The organism is Pragia fontium DSM 5563 = ATCC 49100, assembly GCF_900112475.1.
GTDB classification, from domain to species: Bacteria; Pseudomonadota; Gammaproteobacteria; order Enterobacterales; family Enterobacteriaceae; genus Pragia; species Pragia fontium.
Window position 1 is genome coordinate 58634 of sequence record NZ_FOLW01000004.1, and the last position, 25210, is coordinate 83843.

19 protein-coding genes and 1 pseudogene are annotated in these 25210 nt (G+C 46.2%); 7 read left to right on the forward strand and 13 right to left on the reverse strand.

All coding sequences use genetic code 11. The annotated features are described in order from the left end of the window. Positions 1-124: 124 nt before the first annotated feature. The 4 genes from BMZ28_RS07825 (at position 125) to BMZ28_RS07840 (ending at position 5804) form a co-directional block, all read left to right on the forward strand. Positions 125-1522 carry a TolC family outer membrane protein gene (locus BMZ28_RS07825; protein WP_074822128.1) on the forward strand — a complete coding sequence of 466 codons (1398 nt, stop codon included), beginning with the start codon at positions 125-127 and terminating at the stop codon, positions 1520-1522. A 10-nt stretch (positions 1523-1532) separates the two neighbouring features. Further along, positions 1533-3671 carry a type I secretion system permease/ATPase gene (locus tag BMZ28_RS07830; protein WP_047781214.1) on the forward strand — a complete coding sequence of 713 codons (2139 nt, stop codon included), beginning with the start codon at positions 1533-1535 and terminating at the stop codon, positions 3669-3671. Between the two features lie 10 nt (positions 3672-3681). After that, complete coding sequence (locus BMZ28_RS07835; protein WP_047781213.1) at positions 3682-4851, forward strand: beta-barrel domain-containing protein; 1170 nt, start codon at positions 3682-3684, stop codon at positions 4849-4851. A 269-nt stretch (positions 4852-5120) separates the two neighbouring features. Further along, on the forward strand, positions 5121-5804 hold the full coding sequence (locus BMZ28_RS07840; RefSeq protein ID WP_175474934.1) for an outer membrane protein: 684 nt from the start codon (positions 5121-5123) through the stop codon (positions 5802-5804). Between the two features lie 55 nt (positions 5805-5859). Here the strand turns inward: BMZ28_RS07840 and BMZ28_RS17490 are convergent, their stop codons facing one another. From BMZ28_RS17490 to norV, 5 genes are read right to left on the reverse strand one after another with little or no spacing between them, the layout of a single operon-like run. Beyond that, a complete protein-coding gene (locus BMZ28_RS17490; protein WP_158487434.1) occupies positions 5860-6018 on the reverse strand; it encodes a hypothetical protein in 159 nt (52 codons plus the stop codon). A gap of 14 nt (positions 6019-6032) precedes the next feature. Further along, positions 6033-6728 (reverse strand): c-type cytochrome, encoded by a 696-nt coding sequence (locus BMZ28_RS07845; RefSeq protein ID WP_345889634.1) that lies wholly within the window; start codon positions 6726-6728, stop codon positions 6033-6035. Between the two features lie 22 nt (positions 6729-6750). Further along, a complete protein-coding gene (gene tehB, locus BMZ28_RS07850; RefSeq protein ID WP_074822134.1) occupies positions 6751-7614 on the reverse strand; it encodes an SAM-dependent methyltransferase TehB in 864 nt (287 codons plus the stop codon). A 37-nt stretch (positions 7615-7651) separates the two neighbouring features. After that, positions 7652-8785 carry an NADH:flavorubredoxin reductase NorW gene (gene norW, locus BMZ28_RS07855; protein ID WP_074822136.1) on the reverse strand — a complete coding sequence of 378 codons (1134 nt, stop codon included), beginning with the start codon at positions 8783-8785 and terminating at the stop codon, positions 7652-7654. An 11-nt stretch (positions 8786-8796) separates the two neighbouring features. Next, the gene (gene norV / locus BMZ28_RS07860) at positions 8797-10227 is read right to left on the reverse strand and encodes an anaerobic nitric oxide reductase flavorubredoxin (protein ID WP_074822138.1); all 1431 of its coding nucleotides are present in this window, start codon (positions 10225-10227) and stop codon (positions 8797-8799) included. A 164-nt stretch (positions 10228-10391) separates the two neighbouring features. Here norV and norR point away from each other — a divergent pair, with 164 nt between their 5' ends. From norR to BMZ28_RS07875, 3 genes are all read left to right on the forward strand, one after another. Further along, entirely contained in the window at positions 10392-11933 is a 1542-nt protein-coding gene (gene norR, locus BMZ28_RS07865; protein WP_074822142.1) for a nitric oxide reductase transcriptional regulator NorR, read from the forward strand. 215 nt (positions 11934-12148) lie between these two features. Continuing rightward, entirely contained in the window at positions 12149-14026 is a 1878-nt protein-coding gene (gene gss / locus BMZ28_RS07870; RefSeq protein ID WP_047781208.1) for a bifunctional glutathionylspermidine amidase/synthase, read from the forward strand. A gap of 87 nt (positions 14027-14113) precedes the next feature. Then, a complete protein-coding gene (locus tag BMZ28_RS07875; RefSeq protein WP_074822145.1) occupies positions 14114-15109 on the forward strand; it encodes an alpha/beta hydrolase family protein in 996 nt (331 codons plus the stop codon). Between the two features lie 423 nt (positions 15110-15532). Here the strand turns inward: BMZ28_RS07875 and BMZ28_RS07880 are convergent, their stop codons facing one another. From BMZ28_RS07880 to BMZ28_RS07915, 8 genes and pseudogenes are all read right to left on the reverse strand, one after another. Then, positions 15533-17284 carry a UvrD-helicase domain-containing protein gene (locus BMZ28_RS07880; RefSeq protein WP_074822147.1) on the reverse strand — a complete coding sequence of 584 codons (1752 nt, stop codon included), beginning with the start codon at positions 17282-17284 and terminating at the stop codon, positions 15533-15535. Continuing rightward, a complete protein-coding gene (locus BMZ28_RS07885) occupies positions 17281-19287 on the reverse strand; it encodes an AAA family ATPase (RefSeq protein WP_074822150.1) in 2007 nt (668 codons plus the stop codon). The genes BMZ28_RS07880 and BMZ28_RS07885 overlap by 4 nt, the downstream gene beginning before the upstream one ends. A gap of 166 nt (positions 19288-19453) precedes the next feature. Beyond that, positions 19454-20044: pseudogene (locus BMZ28_RS17605) on the reverse strand (tyrosine-type recombinase/integrase). A gap of 170 nt (positions 20045-20214) precedes the next feature. Then, positions 20215-21306, reverse strand: a complete 1092-nt coding sequence (gene ychF / locus BMZ28_RS07895; protein ID WP_047781207.1) for a redox-regulated ATPase YchF — start codon at positions 21304-21306, stop codon at positions 20215-20217. A 144-nt stretch (positions 21307-21450) separates the two neighbouring features. Further along, on the reverse strand, positions 21451-21951 hold the full coding sequence (locus BMZ28_RS07900) for a protein disulfide oxidoreductase (protein ID WP_114986707.1): 501 nt from the start codon (positions 21949-21951) through the stop codon (positions 21451-21453). After that, positions 21948-22688 carry a DsbA family protein gene (locus tag BMZ28_RS07905; protein WP_074822158.1) on the reverse strand — a complete coding sequence of 247 codons (741 nt, stop codon included), beginning with the start codon at positions 22686-22688 and terminating at the stop codon, positions 21948-21950. Before BMZ28_RS07905 ends, BMZ28_RS07900 begins: the two co-directional genes overlap by 4 nt. Before the next feature lie 4 nt (positions 22689-22692). Continuing rightward, positions 22693-24717 (reverse strand): protein-disulfide reductase DsbD family protein, encoded by a 2025-nt coding sequence (locus tag BMZ28_RS07910; protein ID WP_074822160.1) that lies wholly within the window; start codon positions 24715-24717, stop codon positions 22693-22695. Between the two features lie 52 nt (positions 24718-24769). Further along, positions 24770-25132, reverse strand: coding sequence for a hypothetical protein (locus tag BMZ28_RS07915; RefSeq protein ID WP_047781203.1), 363 nt, complete (start codon positions 25130-25132; stop codon positions 24770-24772). Between the last annotated feature and the right edge of the window lie 78 nt (positions 25133-25210).

Genomic DNA, 25210 nt, shown 5'->3' on the forward strand with positions numbered 1-25210 from the left:
TACGGGGGAACCATTTGATATTCACGTTATTTAAGGAGTGATAAAGCAAACAGCATCACGGTATTTTAAGCGTTAGGCATGTAACACTATTATTTATAACAATCATCACCTTAAGGTGGGATAAATGAAGTGCATCAAGTATGGGTTACTCTCTGGGCAGAGTAGTAAGAAGTTGAAATATCGTCGACGTTTTTGGCTGTATGGAAGTTTAAGCTGTTGGTTATTGATTGCCTCTCCACTGGTCTATGCTGATGATGAGTATCAGTGGCAAGCTGCACCCAGCGAGCAGCAACTGGACAGCCTTTCTATTCATGAAGCTATTTTGCGGGCGTTTGGTCGTAACCCGCAAATTGCTCAGGCGGCTGCCCAAATTCGGGTAGGAAATGCCAATCTGACCGGTGCCGAAAGCGCTTGGTTTCCACAAGTGTCCTTACAAGGCGGCGTGGGTCGTACGCATCAAACGGATTCATCTGGTTCGTTAAATAATAATGGTTCGCTTGGTGTCAACTTGAAACAGTTGATCTACGATTTTGGTAAAACCGGCGGCAGCATTGATGAGCAACAAAACCTGACGGAAGCCTATAACTACCAACTATATAGTACGCTCAACAACGTCGGGCAGCTGACGCTACAGAGTTATTTACAGGTAAAACGCTATCAGGAACTGGCTTTGGCCGCTCAGCGTAATTTAGCCTCACTTAAAACGGTGCGGGATATGGCTAAAATGCGCGCGGATGCCGGATTAAGCTCACAGTCGGATGTGTTACAGGCGGATAGCCGCATTGATGGCATGAATGCCACTTATCAGCAATATCAGGCGCAGGTGCGTTCATCACAGGCGGTCTTGATGGCGCTAACAGGCGTGATGGCGGACACCTTGCCAGACTTACCCAAGAATCTACTCAATCAAAAAATCACCATAAAATCTTTACCCTACCAGCAAAATAATGCGGTTCGCAGCGCACAGGCTAAACAGTCAGCGGCAGAACAACGTATTCGACAGGCTAAGGCGCAGTATTGGCCAACGGTTTCGGTGCAAGCCGGGCGTACCCGTTATGGCGACAACAATGGTTCCTATTGGGACGATCGCGTGCAATTAGTGGTAGATGCGCCGCTTTATCAGGGCGGGGCAACCGGCGCTAAAGTTGAGGCTGCCGAAGGGGATCGCCAAAATTCGTTGGCTGAACTGGAAGCCAGTAAGTTGGATGTGAATCAAAAGGCCTCTACCGCTTATGCCGATCTGATTGGTGCACAACAGCGCCAACAGGCCAGTGAAGCTCAACAGTCTAGTGCGGTGCAGGCGCGTAGCGTCTATCAGGATGAATACCGTCTGAGTAAACGCAGTCTGAACGATTTACTGAGCGTGGAGCAGGATGTATTACAGGCTGAGAATGCGGCGATTACCGCACGTTACGATGCCTGGGATGCCGCGGTGCGTTATGCCGGGGCAGTTGACAACTTGTTGGATATGCTAGGGATTGAACGCCAGAAAGTGACTGGCGATACCTTACCCGAGCTTTGAGGATGAGATAATGGCGCAATATCCTAATTCTGACAGTTGGATTACAGCGATGGCCCGGGCTGCCGGGCGTTTTGGTATGACAACCGATCTTCCTGCGATACGTCAGCAGATGCATTGGTATGAAAATTTACCGTTGCCGCGTCGTCTGGAGCGACTGAGTGGCTTAATGGGGCTACAGGCAAAAATATTATCCGCATCTAAAGTGCACTGGCGTGATGAAATTTTACCGGTTATGGCACAGCTACAGGATGGTTCATTGATCATCCTCGAAGCGTTAGATGCGGAACAGCGGGTGATGTATTGGCTGGGCGAAAGCGGCGATCTGATACGGGAAGAACCGTTAGAGGAATTGCTAAAGCGTATTCAGCCAGACGTTGTGTTGTTGGGGATCGCAAATCGTGGACAGGATTCACGCATCGACGAATTCGTACAGCCGTATCGTAAGCATTGGTTCTGGCATCACTTTCGCCACGCTGGGCGGCAGTTGGGGGAGATCTCCCTGGCGTCGATTATTAGTAACGTTTTAGCGCTGGCAGGCATTTTGTTCTCGATGCAGGTTTATGACCGAGTGATCCCCGCGCAGTCCTATCCTACGCTATGGGTATTGTTTGTTGGGGTAATGTTTGCGGCGGCGCTGGAATTTGTCATCCGTTTGTCCCGTACCCATATTTCTGATTTGATGGGTAAACATATCGATCTGAAAGTTTCTTCGATGTTTTTTGCCCGCGCGTTATCCATCAAGAACGACGCGCGGCCTAAATCAACCGGTTCGTTTATCTCCCAACTGCGTGAAATTGACCAGGTCAGAGAACTCCTCACTTCAACCACGGTAGGGGCGGCGCTGGATATGCCGTTTGTACTGCTGTTTTTGGCGATCATGGCGGCAGTCGGTGGAGAACTGGTGATTATTCCGATTATGGCGATTCCGCTGATCGTGATTCCTGGCATCTTGGTGCAATGGCCGATGGCAAAATTAGCCAAAGAAGGGATGCGTGAAAGTGCGATACGTAATGCGGTGCTGGTGGAGTCTATTGAAGGGGTTGAGGATATCAAGGCGTTACAGGCTGAACCCTATTTTCAACGCCAGTGGGAACAGACCCATGCGGTGAGTGCCGCCATCGGCATGAAACAGCGGATTTGGGGGGCTCGGTTAAGCGGTTGGGCTTCCACGGTGCAGCAGATTACCTTTGCCAGCATGCTGGTGTTCGGCGCTTATTTGGTACTGAACGGCGATATTACCACCGGTACCATGGTGGCCTGTAGCCTGTTGTCTTCACGCACTATCGCGCCATTAATGCAGCTTACTATGGTGTTTTCACGCTGGCAGCATGCGAAAAGTGCCATGACCGGGCTGAATGACCTGCTAAAAAAACCGTTGGATCGTGATGCTGAAAAAAAGATGGCGCATTGTCCGGTATTGGCCGGACATTACCAAGTCAACAATGTGCAGTACAGCTATGACGAAGAGCAGGGCGATCAGGCACTGCTGATTTCCCAGTTGGAAATTAAACCCGGTGAGCGGGTCGCCATTCTCGGCAAGGTAGGCGCCGGGAAATCTACGCTGCTACGTCTGTTAGCGGGGCAGGCTCAGGCCACGAAAGGCAAAGTGCTGGTGGATGGAGTGGATATGTCACAGGTCGATCCGGCGGATATTCGCCGTCAGGTTGGCTTCTTGTCGCAGGATTCGCGCCTGTTCTTCGGTACGTTACGCCAAAATCTTATGCTCGGACATCCTCACGCAACCGATCAGGAACTGATCCAGGCATTGCGAATTAGCGGGGCAATAAGTTTGGTGCAGCAAGATGCCTCCAGCCTTGACCGGTTGATCAATGAAGGTGGTCGCGGACTGTCTGGTGGTCAGCGCCAGATGGTGATGTTGAGTAGAACTATCGTACGTAATCCTCAAGTGGTGTTGTTAGATGAACCTACGGCGGCGATGGATGAACAGTTGGAAAATTACGTGATTCAGCAATTACAAAGCTGGTTAGCAGGTCGTACGCTGGTGTTGGTCACCCATCGTCCGGCATTACTGGCGCTGGTTGACCGGATTGTAGTGATGGACGGCGGTAAAGTGATTGCCGATGGGGCGCGAGATAAGATCCTGAATCAGGCGCAGTCTAATAGCAAAGTGACGGCTGTTGTGGCATGAGGATAACACGATGAGCGAATTGTCGATGAAGGAAGACATGGCACGACAAGGGCGTTATTACTCGTCCGTTGTCTGGCTGACACTGTTCGGACTGGTAGTGTTCTTTATCTGGGCCTGTTTTGCCAAGCTAGATGAAGTAACGGTAGGAACGGGTAAGGTGACGCCATCGTCGCGGGCGCAGGAAATAGAAAGTCTGGATGGCGGGATTGTTGCAGAGTTGATGGTACATGAAGGGGATATTGTCAATAAAGGACAGGTACTGGCCAAGCTCGATCCTAAGCGTTTTCAGTCGAACTATGGCGAGGCAGCATCGCGGGTGCGCACACTGCGCGCCTCAGCGGAGCGTTTACGTTCTGAGTTGACCGGAGCACCGTTGCAGTTTAGTGAAGATACCCTGCGGGAACCGGAGCTGGTAGCGCGTGAACGGCAATTGTATGAGTCTCGGCGGCGTAATCTGGACGAAACGGTGGCTAACCTGCAAAAGTCGTATAATTTGCTGGTTGATGAGTTGAGAATGACTCAGCCGCTGGTGGCGAAAGGCGCGGCTAGTCAGGTGGAAGTGATTCGCCTACAGCGTCAGGCCAGTGAACTAAAGGGAAAGATTGACGATGCCCGAAATCAATACGCGGTACGCGCCCGTGAAGAACAGGTTAAAAATAACGCTGATTTAGATGCCCAAATGGAAGTGATGGCCGGTAAAGCCGATCAGCTTGACCGTGCCACCATATTCTCACCGGTACGCGGTATTGTGAAAGATATTCAAGTCACGACGGTGGGCGGGGTGTTACAGCCTGGGGGCAAACTGATGGAAATCGTTCCCCTTGAGGATCGATTGTTGGTTGAAATGCGAATTAACCCACGGGATATTGCCTATATTCGCCCAGGCTTGCCGGCCACGGTAAAAGTCACCGCTTATGATTCGTCGATTTATGGCAATTTGGACGGCACGGTGGAGGTGGTTTCACCGGATACTCTGCAGGATGAAGTTCGACGCGATCAATATTATTACCGAGTGTACGTGCTGACGAAAAGTGCTGAACTGCGTAATAAATCAGGTACTCGCTTCCCCATTTTGCCGGGAATGGTGGCCAGCGTGGAGATCAAGACTGGACAGAAAAGCGTACTGGATTATTTGGTCAAGCCATTGAATAAAGTGAAAGAAGCACTACGGGAACGATAGGTATCGATAATCTGTCGTTCTGCTAAAAAATACCGGTAGGTGCGCTATGTGCTAATGCTGGTTAGTGAAGACCGCGCCACGTCCAGCCTCGATGCTGGACGTGCTCCCTCATTCCGCCGTTAACTGAACGGCATAACCAAAGATCTCGCAGTTAAGTAAAAATACCTAAAACGTTAGGTAGTCACCCGAATTGTTCCTCTGCTTGCTACTGGTTAATTTAATCAGGCCTTTATTTTTCATCATAAATAACCTTTTCAAGCGAGGAAAACATGAATATCAAACCACTTATGTTGGTGGCTTCTTTGGCTATCGTGTCCGGTAACGTTTTTGCCGATAATAATTTGGAAGGATATTACGCAGCCATTAAATTACTGCACGCAGAACAATCTGCGAAAGATATGGATACCAGCAGCCGTCCCGGTGTTGGTAACTTTGTCAGCGGTGATGAGAAACATAATTTTTATAGCGGAGCCCTCTCTGCTGGCTATCAGTATGGGAATGGCTGGCGCAGTGAAGGCGAGTATGTATTCAAGAAGAAAAGCGAATATACCAGCGGTTCAACCACCTTTGCCAGCAGTTATAATCACCATAAAGTCGAAGCGCAGCGCCTGATGCTCAATGTGTTTCGCGACTACGAGTTAGGCTATAACGTTTCGGTGTATGGCACGCTGGGTCTGGGTGTGGCCAAAGTAAAATCTGAAGGTTGGCAGGGCAATACCTCTCGTCAGTATGCATCCAGCACGCAAAATAATCTGGCTTATTCAGCAGGGGCGGGGATCAGCTACACCGCGCTGGAGCGCATCAGTGTTGATTTAGGCTATCGCTATGTCGATATGGGCAAAATTGAAAGTGGCTACAATAACTTCACCAATGCCCGTGGTTTGAAAGACGAACAAATGAAAGCACGTTTGGTTTCAAGTGAGGTTACTTTAGGTATGCGTTATCTGTTCTAATTTATCTTAGCTTGGATCATTGCCTCTGCCCGGTGGCAGAGGCAATGAATAGCGCTTATTCCTTCGAGTTTTTCTGCTCAACACCCGGCTGTTTCATCTGTAAAAAACGGTATTTGGGTTCTTCAATCTTTTTCCGCCATGTCGGTGAACATAGCCAACATAACAGTGACAGTACCAGCAGAACTGACATCACAATCACGACGATAGTTAACATCTATTTTCTCCAAATCAGGGATGAGTATTCGCCGCTTTTTCTGGCTGATGTAAAGAACGAACATAGCTGGCAAGTGCCGCTCGTTGCGCCGCGCTCATCGTAGGGAAAGGTGGCATCGCGGTTCCCGGTACGCCTTGACGGAGCACACGATCGATCTCTTGTGCGTCCGGCTGTTGATGCAGAAAATCAAACGGAGCCGGTTTATACAGCGCCGCCGCCGGACCTTGGCCGTCGCCATTTACCCCGTGGCAACTGGTACAGTTATTCGCAAATAACTCAGCACCCTGAGCGATGCTGGCGGTGCTGAGTGCTTTGTTATCCGCTTTCGTCCGTAAGGTGGTTAACCAAGCGTAGATATCGGCAACCTGCTGTGGCGAGAGATCACGCCAGGCCGGCATGGAGGAACCCGCGACGCCATTATGCAGAATAGTCGCGAAAGCCAGTGGATCATAACTAAAGGCAGTGAGATTGGTTGGTCGCGGCAGTAGGCTACGGGCTGCGACAGAATTCCCATCCGCCTGAGCACCGTGGCAGGCGGAACAATAGTTATTCCAGACGGTTTGCCCGCGCTGTTGGTCGCCGGTCGGCAGGGTGAGCGTAGTTAATACATCACCGGAGGCACCCTTGAGCGTACGCGCTGGATTAGCTTGAATCTGATGAAGTTCACCGGGCGCATGCGCCCGGTGAACCGCTATGATGTTAGGTTTTATCTATGAGATCGGACTTAAAGGTCTAGTCTATTTTTCGTGCTAACAGCGTTGCAAAACGTAGGGTTAGGCGGTTACCGTCGGAATCAGTTTTATGTAGCTGACCGACATCTTCGTTATATTTAACGATTTGCCAATTCTGATAGTACCTTTTTAATTCATCCGGCTGGAAGGTAAAAGGGAATGGCATTGGACATGGATAGTCTTTGGTATCCATGGCGGCAACAATTAAGTTATATCCCCCGATTGCGGTACACTTTTGCATGTTATCGATTAATGCAGGGATCCTGTCCGGATGAAGAAACATCAATACCACGGTAGAGAGAATAAAATCGTAGTGACCGGCAAAATCGATACGGTTTAAATCGTTCACGCTAGCGGTAATATTTGATAGATTTTCTTGCTGTATCAAGTTATTAAGGTCATCAATGCTGGTGGAATGATTATCCCAAGCGCTGACCTCAAACCCCTTGAGATTTAAGTAGAGCGCATTACGGCCACGACCACAGCCTAAATCCAGCGCTTTACCCGGAGGGATCAGCTTCACGGCTTCAACCACTTCAGAGTGGGTCTGAGTCAACTGATATTTTTTACTAAAATACTCTTCAGCGGTGCAGTAAAAGGCTAACTGACACTGCATATCTTCGGAGTAGGAAGCAATCCGATGCCACTGTTGGGGCTCAACAAAAGGCGTATCGCTCTCGGGAGTAAAAACCAGTGTCTCGGTAGTTTCACCGGATTCGGTCATGATGGCGAAATTTAAGCTGCCTTTTAGTATCGTTAATTTAGCCCAAGTTCCGGGCTTAGTGTTGTGTTGCCGGGTAAAGCTTACCGGCAGATTTTCACTATTCCATACGGGCATGGTTTTATAACATAATAATTCTTTCATAGGTGACATCCTGTTTCCCCGTCCAGGGGCGCGATAATTAAAAAGTCAGCTCACGTAATAAGATAAAAGCCTGTGGCGTATGGCTTTCACTGGTGATAAAAGCGCGAAGTTGCTGTAAACGATCGAAACCTCGAGCAACCATTCCAGAATGACTCAACGCTATCTCCCAATTGAGATCTTGGCGATGGGTTTCACCGGCTAAAAACAGCGGTAGGTCAGGGGTTTTTACTTTGGTCAGCATGTTTGGCAGCCGTAATTTCTCCGTTGCACCCAGTAGATTTTTCGCCAGCGTTATGGCTGCCAATTGAATTGGTTGCAGAAAAGGCTGCACTTTGCCTTCCACTTCGGCGCAATCGCCCAGAGCATAAATATCAGTATCTGAGGTTTGTAATTGGCTATTAACCTGAATACCGCAATCTGTAGCTAATCCGGCTGCGGTAGCCAGTGAAATATTAGGTTTAAGGCCAATGGCAGCAATAACGGCATCCACGTTAGTGACGAGTCCGTTACGTAGCGTCGCTTTAATGCCATTAGTGGTTTTTTCTATGCTGGTAAGTTCATTATTCAGGGCTAGCTGAATCCCTATTTGGCTAAATTTATGGGTTAAACGGCTGCTGAGTTCTGCCGGCATAACCAGAGATAGTAAGCTATGAGCACGGTCAACTAATATCACTTGTTTACCCGCACGCTGTAGATCCATCGCCAGTTCACTACCTATCAGACCGGCGCCCAGTACCATGACTTTTTCTGCTGTCTGCAACCGATCCTGATGTTGTCGGTATTCATCCTGACTGTTGAAGGTGATTATCGAATCGTCTCCCGAAACAGAGGGGACGATAGCCTGTGCACCGGTTGCCAACACCAGCTTTTGATAGCTGGTGTGCTGATTGCCGCATACTATCTGTTTAATATGACGATCAATCATGGTTACCCGCGTGTTGGCATACAGCGTGATATTATTTTCCTGAGCAAATTGTTCTGCTGATTGACGCGTTAGGTCATCAGCACACTGTTTCAAACTGAATACATGGCTTAAATCCGGTTTGTTGTATTCATCACAGTTGTCTGCCGCAATTAAGGTAATGGCTACCTGCTTATTGAGCCTGCGGATATTTTTCACCAGTTGGCGCGCAGCAAAACCGGAACCAATAATAACAAGATTATTTTCCATTATGTCCTCCGTTACATTGGATCAAAGACTGATTTACCCAATGCGCAAGCAGGGCATAGGAATGATTCTGGTACATCGGACCATGAGGTTCCTGGTGCTACGTTTTGTAGCGGTTCGCCCAGCGCAGGGTCATAAACCCACTGACAAACGCTGCATATCATACAAACGCCAGTACTGGCCGCCGTTATTTCAGATTTATTGGCGTTGTTGGTCGATGAAATTAATGGCGCTGGAGTGTTTAGCGGGTGCAGCGCCCATTCCCGGGCAATTTTACCGCCGTGCTCGCGACATTCTTCCAGTGCACTACAGTCAGGACGCCATTTAGCTTTAAGAGAGAGGGATATATTAAATCCGGCATCCATCAAACGTGTTTGAATACGATCGACGGCACCGCCGGTCCAGCCAAAACTGCCAAAAGCGGAAGCTCTTTTATGACGAAAGCGCAAACCGGCCAGTTCTTCCAGCATACCGGCAACTTTGGGCATCATAACGTTATTCATGGTTGATGAACCGACCAGTACACCTTTGGAACGGAATATCTGAGTTAATATCTCGTTTTTATCGTGGCGGGAAATATTATAGATTTTTACCGCCACTGCCGGATCAGTTTCATGAATCCCCTGAGCAATGGCATCAGCCATCATGCGGGTATTAGAAGACATGGTATCGTAGAAAATAGTGATGCGATCTTCCTGATAATCCGCCGCCCACTCGAGATATTTTTCTACAATTTGGGTTGGGTTCTTACGCCATACAATACCGTGCGATGTCGCGATCATGGATACCGGCAAATTAAAACCGAGAATTTCATGAATTTTAGGTGCGACGAGCGGGCTAAAAGGCGTCAGGATATTGGCATAGTAACGGATACACTGTTCATACAGTTCAGTCTGATCGACTTCATCGTTAAACAGGTGTTCATCGCAATAGTGCTGACCGAAAGCATCATTACTGAATAACACCGCGTCTTCGGTCATATAGGTCATCATGCTATCAGGCCAGTGCAGCATTGGTGTTTCGACAAAAATCAGCTGCTTGCCATTACCAATATCCAGCGAATCGCCGGTTTTCACCGTGTGGAAATTCCATTCAGGATGGTGATGGTGGCCATTGATCGAGTCGATAGCATTGGTGGTGCAATAAATAGGGGTATTAGGGATTCGAGCCATCAGCTCGCTTAATGCGCCCGCGTGGTCTTCTTCTGCATGGTTGATAATGATGTAGTCGAGAGTATTAAGATCGATTTCTTGCTCCAGATTAGCGACAAAATCCCGGCTAAATTTCTTATCTACGGTATCAATCAGTACATTTTTACCTTCACGGATCAGATAGCTGTTATAGCTGCTCCCTTGAGTCGTTTGGTATTCCGTGCCGTGAAAATCACGCACTTCCCAGTCCCTTTGTCCAACCCAACTGATATTGTTTTTAACTTGAATCGCCATGGTGGTTTCCTAAATTAACATTAAATGGTTTCCTTCTATGGTTATTGCAAACTACATGCCAACTATTATTTAATTGATTTTTATAATAATTAAAAAGCTATTAGTCATTTTGACAATGCAGTATGATTGTCAAAATGACTATAACTGTGTCGAAATGACAAATTATGAACTTATCAATTCAATCTTTGGCTAATATTGCAATCGAATTACAGCATGGGCTGTCCGGGCAAGATCGTTTTCAACGGCTGATTAGCAGCGTAAGAGAGCTATTACAGTGCGATGCATCGGCATTATTACGCTATGAAAATCAGCAGTTCAGGCCGTTAGCTATCGACGGTTTATCACCGGATGTTCTCGGTCGGCGATTTGCTCTTTCAGCTCATCCCCGACTGGAAGCCATTGCCCGTGCCGGTAACGTGGTACGTTTCCCGGCCGATAGCCATTTACCCGATCCTTATGATGGTTTGATACCCGGTCACGATGAGCTTAAAGTTCATGCCTGTGTAGGATTACCTCTGTTTGCCGATCAGGAATTAATCGGTGCATTGACGTTTGACAGCCTGAATCCGGCGCAGTTTGACGTATTCAGTGATGAGGAGCTTTGGTTGATCGGTGCTTTAGCATCGTCAGCGCTAAACAATGCGCTTTTGGTTTCTATGTTGGAAAAACAGGCGCTGCCCACCTCTGGTGAGGCCGATCTCAGAAAACAGAGTGTGTATCGCGCCGATGAGGAGATGGTGGGGCTTTCTAAACCAATGCAGCAGCTTCAGCATGAGATTAATGTGGTTGCCAGCTCAGACCTGAATGTGTTGATTACCGGTGAAACGGGAGTCGGTAAAGAACTGGTGGCTAATGCGGTACACCGTTTATCGCCTCGAGCGGCTAAACCCATGGTATATTTGAACTGTGCGGCATTGCCTGAAAGCGTAGCGGAAAGTGAGCTGTTTGGTCATGTTAAAGGTGCGTTTACCGGAGCGATACATAACCGAACCGGTAAGTTTGAAATGGCGGATAACAGCACGTTGTTTCTGGATGAGATCGGTGAGCTGTCGCTGGTACTTCAGGCTAAACTCTTGCGGGTGATTCAATATGGCGATTTGCAACGGGTAGGGGAAGATAGTACCAAGCGGGTTAATGTACGAATTCTTGCTGCAACCAACTGTGACCTCAAGCAAGCGGTGGTTGAGGGGCGTTTTCGAGTCGATCTTTTTCATCGCTTAAGCGTATTTCCGCTTTATGTTCCGCCATTGCGGGACAGAAAAGGTGATGTTGTGTTATTGGCGGGATTCTTTGTCGAGCAGATTCGCAATAAATTGGGGCTAACACAGCTTAGCCTTCCCCCAGATACGCTTGCCATGTTGGAAAGTTATAACTGGCCGGGTAACGTACGTGAGATGAGACATGCCATTGAACGAGCGGCCGTTTTAGCCAGAGCGGCACAAAATCAAAGTGAGGTGTTACTGTATCGCTATCTGTTTAATTTACCGATATCTGAGTGTAAAGAAGAGACAAAAAGTAGCGTTACAGCGACGGTAGATGCCCCATTATCATTAAATCTTCAGCAGGCGACACAGGACTTTCAACGCCGGACTATCGCTAAAACATTGCAGGATAATCAGATGAACTGGTCCGCCAGTGCAAGAGCGTTAGGCCTTGATGTCGGCAATTTGCATCGCTTAGCAAAACGACTGGGAATGAAGGCATAGCGTTAGCAAGTATCTTACGGTGGCCTAAACCGAGTTTGCTATATTGATAACGGTGCTATTATAACTGTCATTGATCCTTTAAGGGTTCAGACTACCGGTTCACATACCAAGAACAAGCGCCACATTGTGAATCTGACTGGAGATTGCCTGCAGATTTTAGATGGATTTTTATTTCTGTTGCTATGGCAATGGCTACACTCATGTAAGGTCCCGCTATGTGTAAAAATACCACAGTAAAACACGCCCCTTTCGGTACGCTGCTGGGTTATGCGCCCGGTGGTGTAGCCATTTACTCCTCGGATTATGATTCGATAGAAAATCTGGATAAGCTTGATGACGCTTCATTTAGAAGCTATCGAGATAATGAGTATATGGGCTATAAGTGGCAGTGCGTCGAGTTTGCCCGTCGTTTTCTTTACCTTAACTACGGAACGGTCTTTACCGATGTCAGAATGGCCTATGAGATCTTCTCATTACGCTATTTACGTCAGGTAGTAAACGATAATATTCTGCCTCTGCAAGCGTTTGCCAACGGCTGTGAACGATTACCGGTCGCGGGGTCTTTGTTGATCTGGCAGCAGGGCGGTGAATTTGAACATACCGGGCACGTGGCGATCATCACTCAGGTACTGGCCGATCGGGTACGAGTGGTGGAGCAGAATGTGATCCATAGTCCGTTACCTGCGGGGCAGCAGTGGACGCGTGAATTAGCACTGATTCATCAGGATGGAAAATACTTTATTCAGGACAGTTTTGACGATACTGAAATTCTGGGCTGGATGATCCAGACCGAGGACAGCCAATACAGTCTACCGCAGCCGCAGATCTCGGCACCTTATCTGACCATTCATAGCGAACGCGTTGCCAATCAAGGGCAGTTTAACGGTGCATGGCTGAACGAACAGGACTCACTGGAACATGCCTATATACAATCGAACCATGGGCATGTGTTTAACGCCGATCCATACCGCTATTTTACTATTTCCCAAAGTGCTGAGCAGGAGTTGATCCATGCGACCAACGAACTGCATCTCATGTATTTACACGCCACCGATAAAGTGTTGAAAGATGACAATCTGTTGGCGCTGTTTGATATTCCTGAAGCACTGTGGCCTCGACTGAGGTTGTCATGGCAGCGCCGTCGCCATCATATGATCACTGGGCGTCTTGATTTCTGCATGGATGAGCGCGGTCTTAAAGTGTATGAATACAATGCTGATTCAGCCTCCTGTCATGCCGAAACCGGACTGATACTGGGAAAATGGGCGCAGCAGGCCGGAGGTGTACTGGGCGATGATCCGGGAAGATATCTGCTTGATGCGCTAGCGGATGCCTGGAAGCATAGCGACGCACGGCCATTTGTTCATATCCTTCAGGATCATGACGATGAGGAGAGCTATCACGCTCAGTTTATGCAGCGAGCACTAACCAAGGCGGGCTTCGCCAGTAAAATCCTGCACGGTCTGGATGAACTACAGTGGGAATCCGCTGGTTTATTAGTAGATGGCGATAATCGACCAGTGAACTGCGTTTGGAAAACCTGGGCATGGGAAACTGCATTGGAGCAGTTGCGGGTAGAGAGCGAGGAAGATCACGCCGCGCTGCCTATTCGCACCGGACATCCGAAAAATAATGTACGGCTGATTGATGTGCTGTTGCGCCCTGAAGTGATGGTATTTGAGCCGCTGTGGACGGTTATCCCCAGTAATAAAGCGATTTTGCCGGTGCTCTGGTCGCTGTTCCCACATCATCGTTACCTGCTGGATGCAGATTTTGAGCTGAACGCGGAGCTGGAGCAGAGTGGGTACGCGGTCAAGCCGATTGCCGGACGCTGCGGTAATAATATCGGACTGATTAGTCACGATGAGCAGGTGCTGGATGAAACCTCCGGAAAATTCTCCGGACAGAAAAATATCTACCAACAGCTATGGTGCTTGCCTGAGGTCGATGGACGTTATATTCAACTGTGTACTTTCACCGTTGGCGGTCACTATGGCGGTGTTTGTGTACGTTCTGAGAACGGTCTGGTAATTAAGAAAGAGAGTGATATAGACCCGTTGCGGGTGATGGATGATGGGGATTTTGTTTGTTAGGTTAGATAACGTGTTACAGCGAGCATGAATAGCTGATTTTTTGTTATGGTAAGTTTTCAATAAGTATTAAACGACAAGGATTTCGTAATGAGAAATTATAAATTTTTGACCAAGTCTTTTTTTATGTTAGCTGCTTTTTCCATATGTATATCCGTTACCGCCTGCGATCAAGCTGACCAATCCGGAGAGGTAAGCACCGAGAGTTTGAGTAGCGCTCGAGCGAAATTTAAGACGGATATTGTCGATACCAGCTTTCAAGGAGATGGTGAGCCAGCAACGCCCCCGGCAGATATCTTTTCATTAGTCCGCTATCCTGCCAAAGACGGCAATATGGCGGCTTTTCTTACGCCTGACCCACAGGATGGGAAAAAACATCCGGCGGTGATTTGGTTAATTGGTGGATACGGCGGCATTGGTCACGATGATTATTTCTGGGCAGAGCAGCCTAGAGATAACGACCAAACCGGTAGTGCATTCAGAAAGTCGGGGTTAGTTATGATGGTGCCGAGTTTTCGGGGCGAAAATAACAATCCAGGAAAATATGAAATGTTCTATGGTGAAATAGATGATTTAGAGTCTGCCAGACAGTATCTAGCCTCACTGCCGTATGTTGACCCAAACAGAATTTATTTAGCGGGACATAGCACGGGTGGTACGCGCGTTTTGCTGGGTAGCGAAGCTCTAACCGGTTTCAGGGCTGCCTTTTCACTGGGGGGCATTCCCGATTTGAAAAGCCGTATTGAAATGGGAAAAATGATGGTTGAAGTTCCATTTAATCAAAATAACCTGGAAGAATTTCGTCTTCGTTCCCCTGGTGTATTTGTGACATCAATAAAATCACCAACTTTTTATTTTGAAGGCGAAGAGTATTACTGGCCGGAGTTTGATGATTTAAAAACGGTGGCGAAAGATAACAAGATTCCTCTGTATATCTATAAAATTGATGGTGCTGACCACTTCAATATTATTAGTCCAGTGACTGAATTGATTGCGCATAAAATCTTGAGGGATACTGACGAAAAGGTAAATATCTCGTTTAGTAAGGAAGATATCGAAAACATCAGGAATGATATTTTTCGTTAATTTTTTGAAGTGAAATAGCATCTTTACTGTCGTCATAAATCATCCAAAGATGTCATAGACAGTAAAACTAACTACACATTAAACTGTTTTTATCTATCTATCTATCTATCTATCTATCTATCTATCGTATTGAATTTAAATTAATTTATTTAATTTTTCTTTATTTGTACTTAAATGTGTACTCATTTTTTGGGGGGGGGCACATCTTTATAGAGGGCAATGCAAGGCCACCTCTCTTAGAGGTGGTATTTTACTTATGCCAGTATTATATAAAGTTATCTTTTGTTAAATAATGACAATTAAGGTTTACTAATTAGATTTATTTTAACCCAATTAATAATGGCGATTCTAATTAATATACTAAAGTTTATAAAATCCATATTTTTCATTATGCTTAACGATATTCCCATAATTAGTCGACCATTACACTATCGAACTAACACTACCAAAGATCCGCTCAAGCACCGAAATTGACTTTTGGGATAACTCTTGGGTAAACAACAAGGTAAGGTTATGTTTTGCGCGCGAACAGCTTACGTAAAATAAGTTTCGATTTCGTTCAAATGTATCTTGCTTGTCGGCAGGATAAGATTCATCCATCCACTCCAACATTTGATTCCAGTTATATTGATTCCAGCCTCGACCACAGATCACAAGCACATTATCAAATTGGGCCCCTTTTACACCGTGCTTCGTTGAAAATGGGGTCTTGTCGTCGATATATGCGCTCAAACTTGAAATTTCCAGGTAACTTATAGAGTGAAACTTACTAAGCTTACGAGTAAATTTCGACTCATCATCGTCCAACTCCCCAGCTTGTTGTGATGTCAGGCTTTTGAATCTTGTTTCTGAGTCTTCAATTTTCGATGGAACTCGAGGTGTATTGGTCTCCATCAGGAGATCCAGCATATTGCCGATTGTTCCAGTAGTCTTCACTTGGAAAGCTCTATCAAGGTTTTTCAGCCAATTCGTTTTATCAGATTGACACTTTAATTTAGGATGATTCCCCTTCTTAATCTGTAGCAACTCGCCGTACTGTTTATGCTCATATGCAAATAAGGTTGGCTCAACAACTTCAAGAAAGAACTTTATATATTTGTCATTCTTTTTTAAGTAATCGTCCGTATAGGAAAAGCAGTCAGCTAGATTCTTAAAATTCTGCTCACTGGCGATAATATTATTGGTTAAAAACAGAATTTTTGTCTTTTCTGGGGAGAAGTCCCAACCATCTCCAATCATCAGTGATTTCGTCTTTAAGATATAATCCTTTACGTCAGATTCTGGGAGGTCATCCTTCCAATGCCCACCACCCTTGCCATCTCGTCTAACACCCCCCCAATCATTGGAATGAAAAACCTTTATGACACCCTGTGAGTTTGGGTTAGATTCAGCCTGCGGGAGATCGGGGCGCATTCTATTCAAACATTGCACTATGTTCTTATCTGATCGAAAATTCGCCTTTTTGCCTATTTCTACAATTTTTCCTTTGGTACTGGAAATCAAGCCGCAAGCAGAAGTCCCGTATATCTTTTGCCAATGGTCACCGAAAAGTCCAACCATAACACCAGAGTCGTTATCTATAAGATTGCCAACAATACTTTCCGCTAGATTGCGATCGGTATCCTGATATTCGTCAATGAACACTATCGGAAATTTACTTCTTAGCAGCTTTTGAAATTTTGGATAAGAAAGCATAAGGGACATCAATAAAACCACATCATCATGATGCAAGGTGATTTCTCTTTCGTTAATCGAAGGAAATCCTAGTTCGTATTTAACGACTTGATTATTAATGCCTGGAGAACCAGCTATTCTTTGCACCCACTTTTCACCTAGTTCAGGAATATGCTCCAGCAACTTCGCTTGATAGTGTTGTAAAATGCTCCAACAGAAAGCGTGAATGGTATCTGAAAAGATAACTGGGTGGTGGTCCGTTCTGTCTTTTATTTCGTCTTTTGCTACGTTGGTGTATGTGATACAAGCAATTTGCTGTCGATTACTTAACAATAAGTTGGCTTGGCGTGATATCAGATAATTAATAGACTCAATTAATGAATAGGTTTTTCCAGCACCTGCACCAGCTTCCAAACGAAAGCACGAATTGTTATCGATACAATGTCTGATTTGCTTAAGGGCCTCGACAGAAGCATGTTCAGCTGGATTCATGCTTATCATGAAGCACCTCCTTCGGGATTGCCTGAACAATCCTTATCCAACCATTCTAGTCCCTCACGAATATATTTGGGAACAACCCAGTTAGTTTTTTCCACAGCGTATTCAATTGCAAAGTTCGCTTTGCTGTCCTTACCTATTTCTTTAGCCCTTTCAAATACAGCTTTCTCTAATTTTTCTTCTTTTAAATCACTTAATTCAAATAGGCTCGTATTAGCCAGAATGAAAGCATCCTCAAAGCTTCGTCCACACAATTTGATTTCATCTTCATCAACTTGAAAAGCAAGCCGACGGCTTCCGGCAGTTTTTGAGTTTTCATCTTTAGAGCGAATATCTTTTAGCTCAGAATACCCATCGCCACCAAACCAGTTTGACAGTCCTACGTTGCTGGAATGGGTTCCTTCGCTAACAGCCGAAGCAGGATATGTTGTCGACTTTTTACCTTTAGTTTGCCTTACCGAATCCAGGTCAGTTATGAACAGTGTTTTGAGTTCAAGAAAGTCAATAAACTTATAAAAATGGTGAGCGTATGCACCGCCAACTTCAACCACCGACAAATATTTTCTCCGCAAACTACAACTCATAGCGTCATCGATTTTTTTGATCATCTCTGGTAAGAGTATTCGTTCTGTGGCACCTTCAATTAAAATAGCTATATCCGCAAAATAGAGATCGCATTTTGTGAGCGTTAAATACTTGTGCAAAAATTCCTTATCCGTCTTTGACTCTTCACTGCAAAACGCTTCCGCCAAGTCTTTAACTTTTGTTTCCTTACCACTTTTGGAGAGAAAATAACGAACTTTGCTAAAGTCAGCTTCGTTCGCGATATGTGACGAGTGGGTGCTAACAACAAATTGTACTGGCCATACATTTCCATCATTCAACTGCTTTTGGAACTCTTTAACTATTTCCTCTAGTTGTCGAATAAATACCTCCTGCATTTGTGGGTGCAGGTGTGCTTCAGGCTCTTCAATAAAAATTAAATGGCCTTTGGGAGGCGTTGTTTGCGACTGGAATTCTCTAAAATATTCGTAAATTCTAAAGAGAATGAATATTAAATTACGAATACCCAGACCATTGTAGGTCTCGGGCAAAGTAAAATGATCTTCCCCTTCATAAAAAACCTTGGTATTGCTCTCTAACAGAGACTTTACATTTAACTCTGTAGCAGCATTTAAGTTGGGATCTTGCAGTCCCGGGTAACCGAATATATTCAGCGTCGGTAAAAGTGCTTTAACTTTCTTCTGAAAGTCGGTATCTACTTTATCCTGAAGTTCTTCGACTACCTTATTCACCTCTTCAGATTTCGCTTTGAAGGCCTCAGGCGCACCAGAACTGTTTGCGCTTTTAAATATATTCCCCAGCGATTTCCCAAGTACGTCACGCTCGCTGTGAGTTTCATCATCAAGGCCTCTCTGCGCATTGATCAGTCCTGACAGGATAAGTCGTTTAAAGGATGCAAATTCAATCTTAACTTTGTTCTCAGGGTTAGTCGGATCAATTGCATATATGACAGGCTCATAATGCTGGTTTATCGATTCTTTAAGACCTGAGTAATATTTCTTTCGATTGGAGAGATTCAGTGGATGAAAGAAATCTTTAACCTTGCCGTCCTTCAATTGGTAGGAAACCAACACACAGGTCTCAAAGAGGGTATCGTCGAGATCAATGATAAAGTCGCCCAAAACTCCGAATTCGTTTTCATTGTCCTTGTAGTTAATGCGAAGTTCTAACTCTATTGTCGGCATTAAAGAGCGAACATCTTGATCTTCAATGGAACTATTGAAAGCTTTTAGAGCGTCTTCAAAGCCTTTAAGACATGACTGATTAAAGTCCTCATATCGGACTTTTGGTCCTCTTGAGTTCAATAAGCTGCGGAAAATCTCCGCAAACGAGGTCTTTCCTGTGTTATTGCGCCCGACAATCAATGTTGTTCTATCATCCAACGTCAGATTAATGTTTTTTAGCAATCGGTAATTTTTTATTCGGATATTTTTAATTTTCATACTTCATCCATGTATTTAATTGTTGCTACCCCAGTATGCTCATCATAATCATATTTTAATGCTAAAGTAAGTGAGCCTATTTGGAACTGCAGTTTAACTCACTGCTCAAAGCGGACTGTCAAATTTTGATTGGCGCTACCTGTGACAACCGTCAAGTTAAAGCAATTCAAGTAATCATATGCCATATTTTGAATTCAGAGGTTGGTTCCCCAGCCCAAATATCTAGTTTATTCTTCCAATTCTGCATCATAATCTCATGTTATTTGAGTCCATATGGACAAGTTGGGCTTCGATAGCATCAGGTCGATAACCTAGCTCGTTTAACCGTGTACTGAATGTTATTCTAGTTGCATGCGGGCTATAAGCCTCTCGTTTTAAGAAATTGCCTTAGCGAGTTGGTAGACATTGGCCTTATGGCAAGAATCTCGGCCGGGAAATAAATGCTTTCGGTTACCCGTGAAGCCATAAAGGGCTTTTAGAACAGTAATGGCTTGTATAGGTAAGAGAACAATATGTTCTCTTCGCGCTGCGGGAATAGTCCAGAGTGTATTATCAAGATCAAATTCAGACCGTTCAGCTTCGCAACTTCGAAAGGGCGAGCAAGTGCAAGCATGCTTGAATTTCCGTTTATTTGAAAACGAAAACGACAAGACTTTTTACCATTAGGCTTTACTTCAAGGTATAACCCATTGAAGTCATTGATACGATAACGCTTTTCTTTAGATTTTGCGGTAGGGTACTGGGTGTCTGTAAGCATAATGTGTATCTGTATAATTTTTATACCGTTATTGTGCTCATTTCCGACAGCACTGTAGTGAGAAAACTTGCGACACTATAAAAAGAAAAACCCATGCAATTGCATGGGTTTTAAGTGTTTTTACGTTTCTTTTAAGACACCGTAAGATGCCCTGAAACAGGAAAAATCAATTACACGTTAAACAAGAAGTTCATCACATCGCCATCTTTAACGATGTACTCTTTACCTTCTGAACGCATTTTACCCGCTTCTTTTGCACCTTGTTCACCTTTATAGGTAATAAAGTCTTCAAAAGCGATAGTTTGCGCGCGGATGAAACCTTTCTCAAAGTCGGTATGAATTTTACCGGCGGCTTGAGGGGCGGTAGCGCCAACCGGGATAGTCCAGGCACGCACTTCTTTAACACCGGCAGTGAAATAGGTTTGCAGGTTTAACAGTTCGTAGCCAGCGCGAATTACGCGGTTCAGACCCGGTTCAGTTAAGCCCATTTCAGCCATAAACTCATCGCGTTCGTCGTCGTCCAACTCGGCAATATCTGATTCTACAGCAGCACAAACGGCGACTACGACAGAACCTTCACTGGCAGCGATTTCACGCACTTGATCCAGATAAGGGTTGTTCTCGAAGCCATCTTCATTGACGTTAGCAATGTACATGGTTGGTTTCAGCGTCAGAAAGCTTAAATAGCGCAGGGCGGCTTTTTCTTCAGCATCCAGATCCAATGCGCGTAACATTCCGGCGTTTTCCAGATGTGGCAGGCATTTTTCTAAAGCGGCCAGTTCGGTTTTAGCATCTTTGTCGCCGCCTTTAGCTTTCTTCTGCACGCGATGAATCGCACGTTCACAGGTATCCAGATCGGAAAGGGCCAGCTCGGTATTGATGACGTCGATATCTTCCGCCGGGTTTACTTTACCGGAAACGTGAATAATATTGTCGTTTTCAAAACAGCGCACCACGTGGCCGATTGCTTCGGTTTCACGGATGTTAGTCAGAAACTGGTTACCTAAACCTTCACCTTTGGAAGCGCCTTTTACCAGACCGGCGATATCAACGAATTCCATGGTGGTTGGCAGAGTGCGCTGAGGTTTAACGATTTCAGCTAACTGGTCAAGGCGCGGATCGGGCATGGGAACGACACCCGTGTTAGGCTCGATAGTACAGAACGGAAAGTTTGCCGCTTCGATACCCGCCTTCGTTAACGCATTAAACAGGGTTGATTTGCCAACGTTAGGCAGCCCAACAATGCCGCATTTGAATCCCATACTCTTATCACCTTAAAATTGTTTAATATCAGAAAGTTAAATGGTCGCTTTCTTAATGGCGCGAAATTTGATGGGCTATTATACACATTATGAGGCGTTTGATCTCTAGCGGGGGAGATAAGCCCCCCGCACTGAATCATTTCTTTATCGACTTGCCCACCACATTCTCAGCTTTAATCCCCAGGAGCTACTCCATCCACTGGTGCTTGAGACCATTTTCCCCTGATGGATAATCACAAAGGTTGGTGTGACGCCGATATCCCATTCGGCAGCGAACTGCCCCTGTTCATCGTTAACCACCGGAAAAGTGAATCCTTTGGCCGCCATACCACGCATTAGCCGTTGGTCGTCACCGGAGCGAATCGCAATGCTTAATACGTTGACCCCATCGGCATTGAGTTTATCCACCGTGGGGGAGGTCAGCTTACATATGCCGCACCAGGTTGCCCAGAAGTAGACCAGCAGCGGTTTTTCTGCGCTAAGCTCTGCCAGAGAAACGGTTTGACCATTGGTCAAGGTTAATTCAGGCAGCGTGGCGATAGACGGTGGTTCTGGTTTACGCCATTGATCCATTCCCCATATCAGGGCCGTTAGCACCAGAATAAAAATGGCCAGCTCTCTGGCCCATTTTTTCCAACGCATTATGATTTCTTCGCCAGTTCAGCTTTCACTAACTGCTCTAAATCTTCGTAGCTGATAGCGCCAGGGATCATTTGATTACCAATCAGAGTGGCTGGCGTTCCCTGTACGCCCAACGCATCGGCTAACCCTAAGCTGTTGCGTACTTCAGCGGTAGTTTTCTCATCGATTTTTAATGAAGCATTATCAGTGGATTTCAACGCACTAATAATACTGCTTTCGCTATGGTAGCCTTTTTTAGACATTAAACGCTGATGAAGGGCGGTAAAACGGGCGGGGTTTTGTTGCCATAGCGTCAGGGCATACTGGGCTGAAATTTGTGACGTCTCACCTTTAAACGGCAGTAACTTAATCACTACTGCTACATCAGGATATTTTTTAACGATTTTCTCGACCAGCGGGTCGAACTGTTTGCAGTAAGGGCAGTTGTAGTCAGTAAATAGCACCAGCGTGAGCTTGGCATTTTTGGCACCAATACGTGGGCTGGCGGCATCATTAAACAGGGCATCATTATTTTGTTTAATCACGGTACTGAGTTGAACGCTGGCGCGTTCAGCGCTTTGTTGCTGCCATGCGGTTACCGCTTCTTCTAAAATCTGCGGGTTGTTAACCAACGTGTCGCGAATCAGCTCACGTACCTGATCCTGTTGTTCTGCGCTCAGCGGTGCCGCAGTGGCCATAAAACTCATGGAGGCAAGAGCCAGTACGCTGGTTTTCAATAAAGTTGAGAGCGTTAATTTCATTGTATTATTCCTTAGCATTGGAAAGGGTTTCTAATAGGGTTTGACGGTCAAGTAACGGGGATAACACTTCGCCGTTGGGCAGACCGGGGCCATAGATTTGGTTAAACGGCACGGCAGCAACGCCGCGTTTTTGTAAGAACTGACTGATTTCAGGGGAGGGTCTGGTCCAGTCACCTCGTAGCGCAACGACATCAGGCTGATTAAGCGCTCGTTGCACATCATCGCGTAGCAGAACATTGTATTTATTGGCTTTACAGGTTACGCACCAGTCTGCGGTAACGTCGATAAACACGCGTTTGTTTTCCTGTAGCGCTTGAGTAATGGCCTGTTCACTTAATGGTTGCCACTGCACATTATCGGTCATGGGCGAGCGCCAATAGTCAGCGGTTAACGCCCCGGTCGCCAAGATGGCTCCGGTGGTTAATAACAGCACGGCTCCCCAGATAAATAGCGTCTTACGGCCATAATGAATACCGGTCAGAACCAGTAAAATAAGCAGCAATGCGCCGATAAGGCTGAGCACTATTGAGATGCCAATATGCGTAACTAACAGGCTGATTAACCACAGGCTGGAGGCCAGCATCATCAATCCCAGAACAACTCGCAGGCGGTTCATCCACGCGCCCGGTTTAGGTAACAGTCGCGCAACGATCGGGAACGCGGCGATAAGTAACCAAGGGAGGCTCATGCCGATACCCAGTGCGCTAAATACTAACCACAAATCGGTTAATGGCGCTGCCAGAGCGAAAGCCAACGCAGTGCCGAGGAATGGCGCTGAGCAGGGGGTTGCTAGCAGAGTGGCAAAAACGCCTTGCCAAAAATGACCGCCGTGTCCCTGACCTCCGGCCGTGGCTAAACGAGTAGAGGTATTGCTGCCTAAATTAATGGCGAAGAAACCAAACAGATTGGCACTAAATATCGCGGTAACCAGTACCATCAAACCAATAAACCATGGGTTTTGGAACTGAATTCCCCAACCAACCGCCTGCTGGCTGAGACGTAAAGCGGTCATCAGTCCGGCTAATGCCCAGAACGAGACTAAAATACCCGTAGCGGAAGCCAGAAATTGACGTCGTACCACCGTGCGTTCGCGGTTTTGCAGTTGTAGCACCGAGCCCAGCTTCATTGCCAACACCGGTAGAACACAAGGCATGAGATTTAGAATTAGTCCGCCCAGCAAGGCAAATATAATCGCACTACCTAATCCTAATGAAGAGATGGAAGTGGGTAAGATATCGCTGACTTTTAGCGTGGTTTGTTGGGCTAATCCGCCATCGCTGAGTACCAGACTGAGGTTTTGTCCGCTTAAATCAGGTGAACTGCCTTCCCAGCCATCGGTAACCTGTACCGTGGCCAGCAGGCGATTGCCATCGATTTGTATTTTGGGTTTGGAAAAGCTGGTTTCTTCTGGAACATCAAAGAAGATCTCCGGTTTTTGCCAACCTTCAGTACGTATTGCGCTAATGCGCAGCTCACCATTGTGGTAACCCGCTTGTGCACTGTCGATCATTCCTTCATTCAGCGGCAAACTCCCCATAGCTTGGGTAAATGCATGATCGAAGTTTTGTGGCGCTGACTGTGTTAGATCCAGATCGAAGGGAAAATCGGTTAATACGCAGACGTTGCTACAGGTGGATAGCGTGAGAATACCCTGCAAATGACGTTCTGCCGTTGGCAACTGTAGCGTAAGTGGAAAGACGGTATCCCCGTGATAACCTTGGGTTGAAATGCCTGAAACGTCAAAACGTTGTGGTATCGGCCATCCCCAGGTCAGATTTTCAACCGGCGTTTGCCACTGAATTGTGGGAGCAACACCACCTTCACCGGGAGAGCGCCAATAGGTTTTCCATCCCTCGGCAAGCTGTACATCCAGCAATAACCGCACTGAACCGTTGGTTGATGGTTCTGCAATCAAGCGAACTTGAGCGTGCTCATTTTGTGGGCTTTTAAGCCAGCCGCTATCGGCCGCCCATGCGGCGGGTAGCCACAGACACAGGCTTAACGCCAGCGCCCTGATAAATAGGTACATAAGTTTTCTCCGAAAATAAAATTACTACGTCATTAGCGAACGACAGACGTGTTTATTCCCGGAAGATGCATAGCCTGAGATGAACCCGTAACCGGGGTAAAGAGACGGCGCGCAGTGGCGGTATCAGTAAACGAAGTTGGCGCGCTGGTTCAAGCAGTAAGGTAATAAATAATAACAGAGCAAAGAACAGGTGTTCTCCCGCCATGCTATTTGCTGCCAGTAATGATTTAGCGCTTAATTCACAAGGGGAGGTTGATTGGCTCTGGTCATCTTGTGCTTGTACTAATGCCGCAGTATCGCTGGATGAGTATTTGCTGAGCATATGCAAGCTGGCCATGCGCTGTGCTGTACAGACGAGTACCAGCAGGCAAGCCAATATTAAAAACCACTTTGCGATACGCTGTTGCTGAGCCATGAGTCCTTGAAACGATTACCTTACGAATTACCAAGCGCCTCATTTTACCTGGCAATGATGCAGACGCAACTTGTTAAT

Bases quoted from the DNA above. Each gene is read 5' to 3' on its own strand.
- BMZ28_RS07825 (WP_074822128.1), top strand. From the start codon at position 125: ATGAAGTGCATCAAGTATGGGTTACTCTCTGGGCAGAGTAGTAAGAAG.
- BMZ28_RS07830 (WP_047781214.1), top strand. From the start codon at position 1,533: ATGGCGCAATATCCTAATTCTGACAGTTGGATTACAGCGATGGCCCGG.
- BMZ28_RS07835 (WP_047781213.1), top strand. From the start codon at position 3,682: ATGAGCGAATTGTCGATGAAGGAAGACATGGCACGACAAGGGCGTTAT.
- BMZ28_RS07840 (WP_175474934.1), top strand. From the start codon at position 5,121: ATGAATATCAAACCACTTATGTTGGTGGCTTCTTTGGCTATCGTGTCC.
- BMZ28_RS17490 (WP_158487434.1), bottom strand. From the start codon at position 6,018: ATGTTAACTATCGTCGTGATTGTGATGTCAGTTCTGCTGGTACTGTCA.
- tehB (WP_074822134.1), bottom strand. From the start codon at position 7,614: ATGAAAGAATTATTATGTTATAAAACCATGCCCGTATGGAATAGTGAA.
- norW (WP_074822136.1), bottom strand. From the start codon at position 8,785: ATGGAAAATAATCTTGTTATTATTGGTTCCGGTTTTGCTGCGCGCCAA.
- norV (WP_074822138.1), bottom strand. From the start codon at position 10,227: ATGGCGATTCAAGTTAAAAACAATATCAGTTGGGTTGGACAAAGGGAC.
- norR (WP_074822142.1), top strand. From the start codon at position 10,392: ATGAACTTATCAATTCAATCTTTGGCTAATATTGCAATCGAATTACAG.
- gss (WP_047781208.1), top strand. From the start codon at position 12,149: ATGTGTAAAAATACCACAGTAAAACACGCCCCTTTCGGTACGCTGCTG.
- BMZ28_RS07875 (WP_074822145.1), top strand. From the start codon at position 14,114: ATGAGAAATTATAAATTTTTGACCAAGTCTTTTTTTATGTTAGCTGCT.
- BMZ28_RS07880 (WP_074822147.1), bottom strand. From the start codon at position 17,284: ATGATAAGCATGAATCCAGCTGAACATGCTTCTGTCGAGGCCCTTAAG.
- BMZ28_RS07885 (WP_074822150.1), bottom strand. From the start codon at position 19,287: ATGAAAATTAAAAATATCCGAATAAAAAATTACCGATTGCTAAAAAAC.
- ychF (WP_047781207.1), bottom strand. From the start codon at position 21,306: ATGGGATTCAAATGCGGCATTGTTGGGCTGCCTAACGTTGGCAAATCA.
- BMZ28_RS07905 (WP_074822158.1), bottom strand. From the start codon at position 22,688: ATGAAATTAACGCTCTCAACTTTATTGAAAACCAGCGTACTGGCTCTT.
- BMZ28_RS07910 (WP_074822160.1), bottom strand. From the start codon at position 24,717: ATGTACCTATTTATCAGGGCGCTGGCGTTAAGCCTGTGTCTGTGGCTA.
- BMZ28_RS07915 (WP_047781203.1), bottom strand. From the start codon at position 25,132: ATGGCTCAGCAACAGCGTATCGCAAAGTGGTTTTTAATATTGGCTTGC.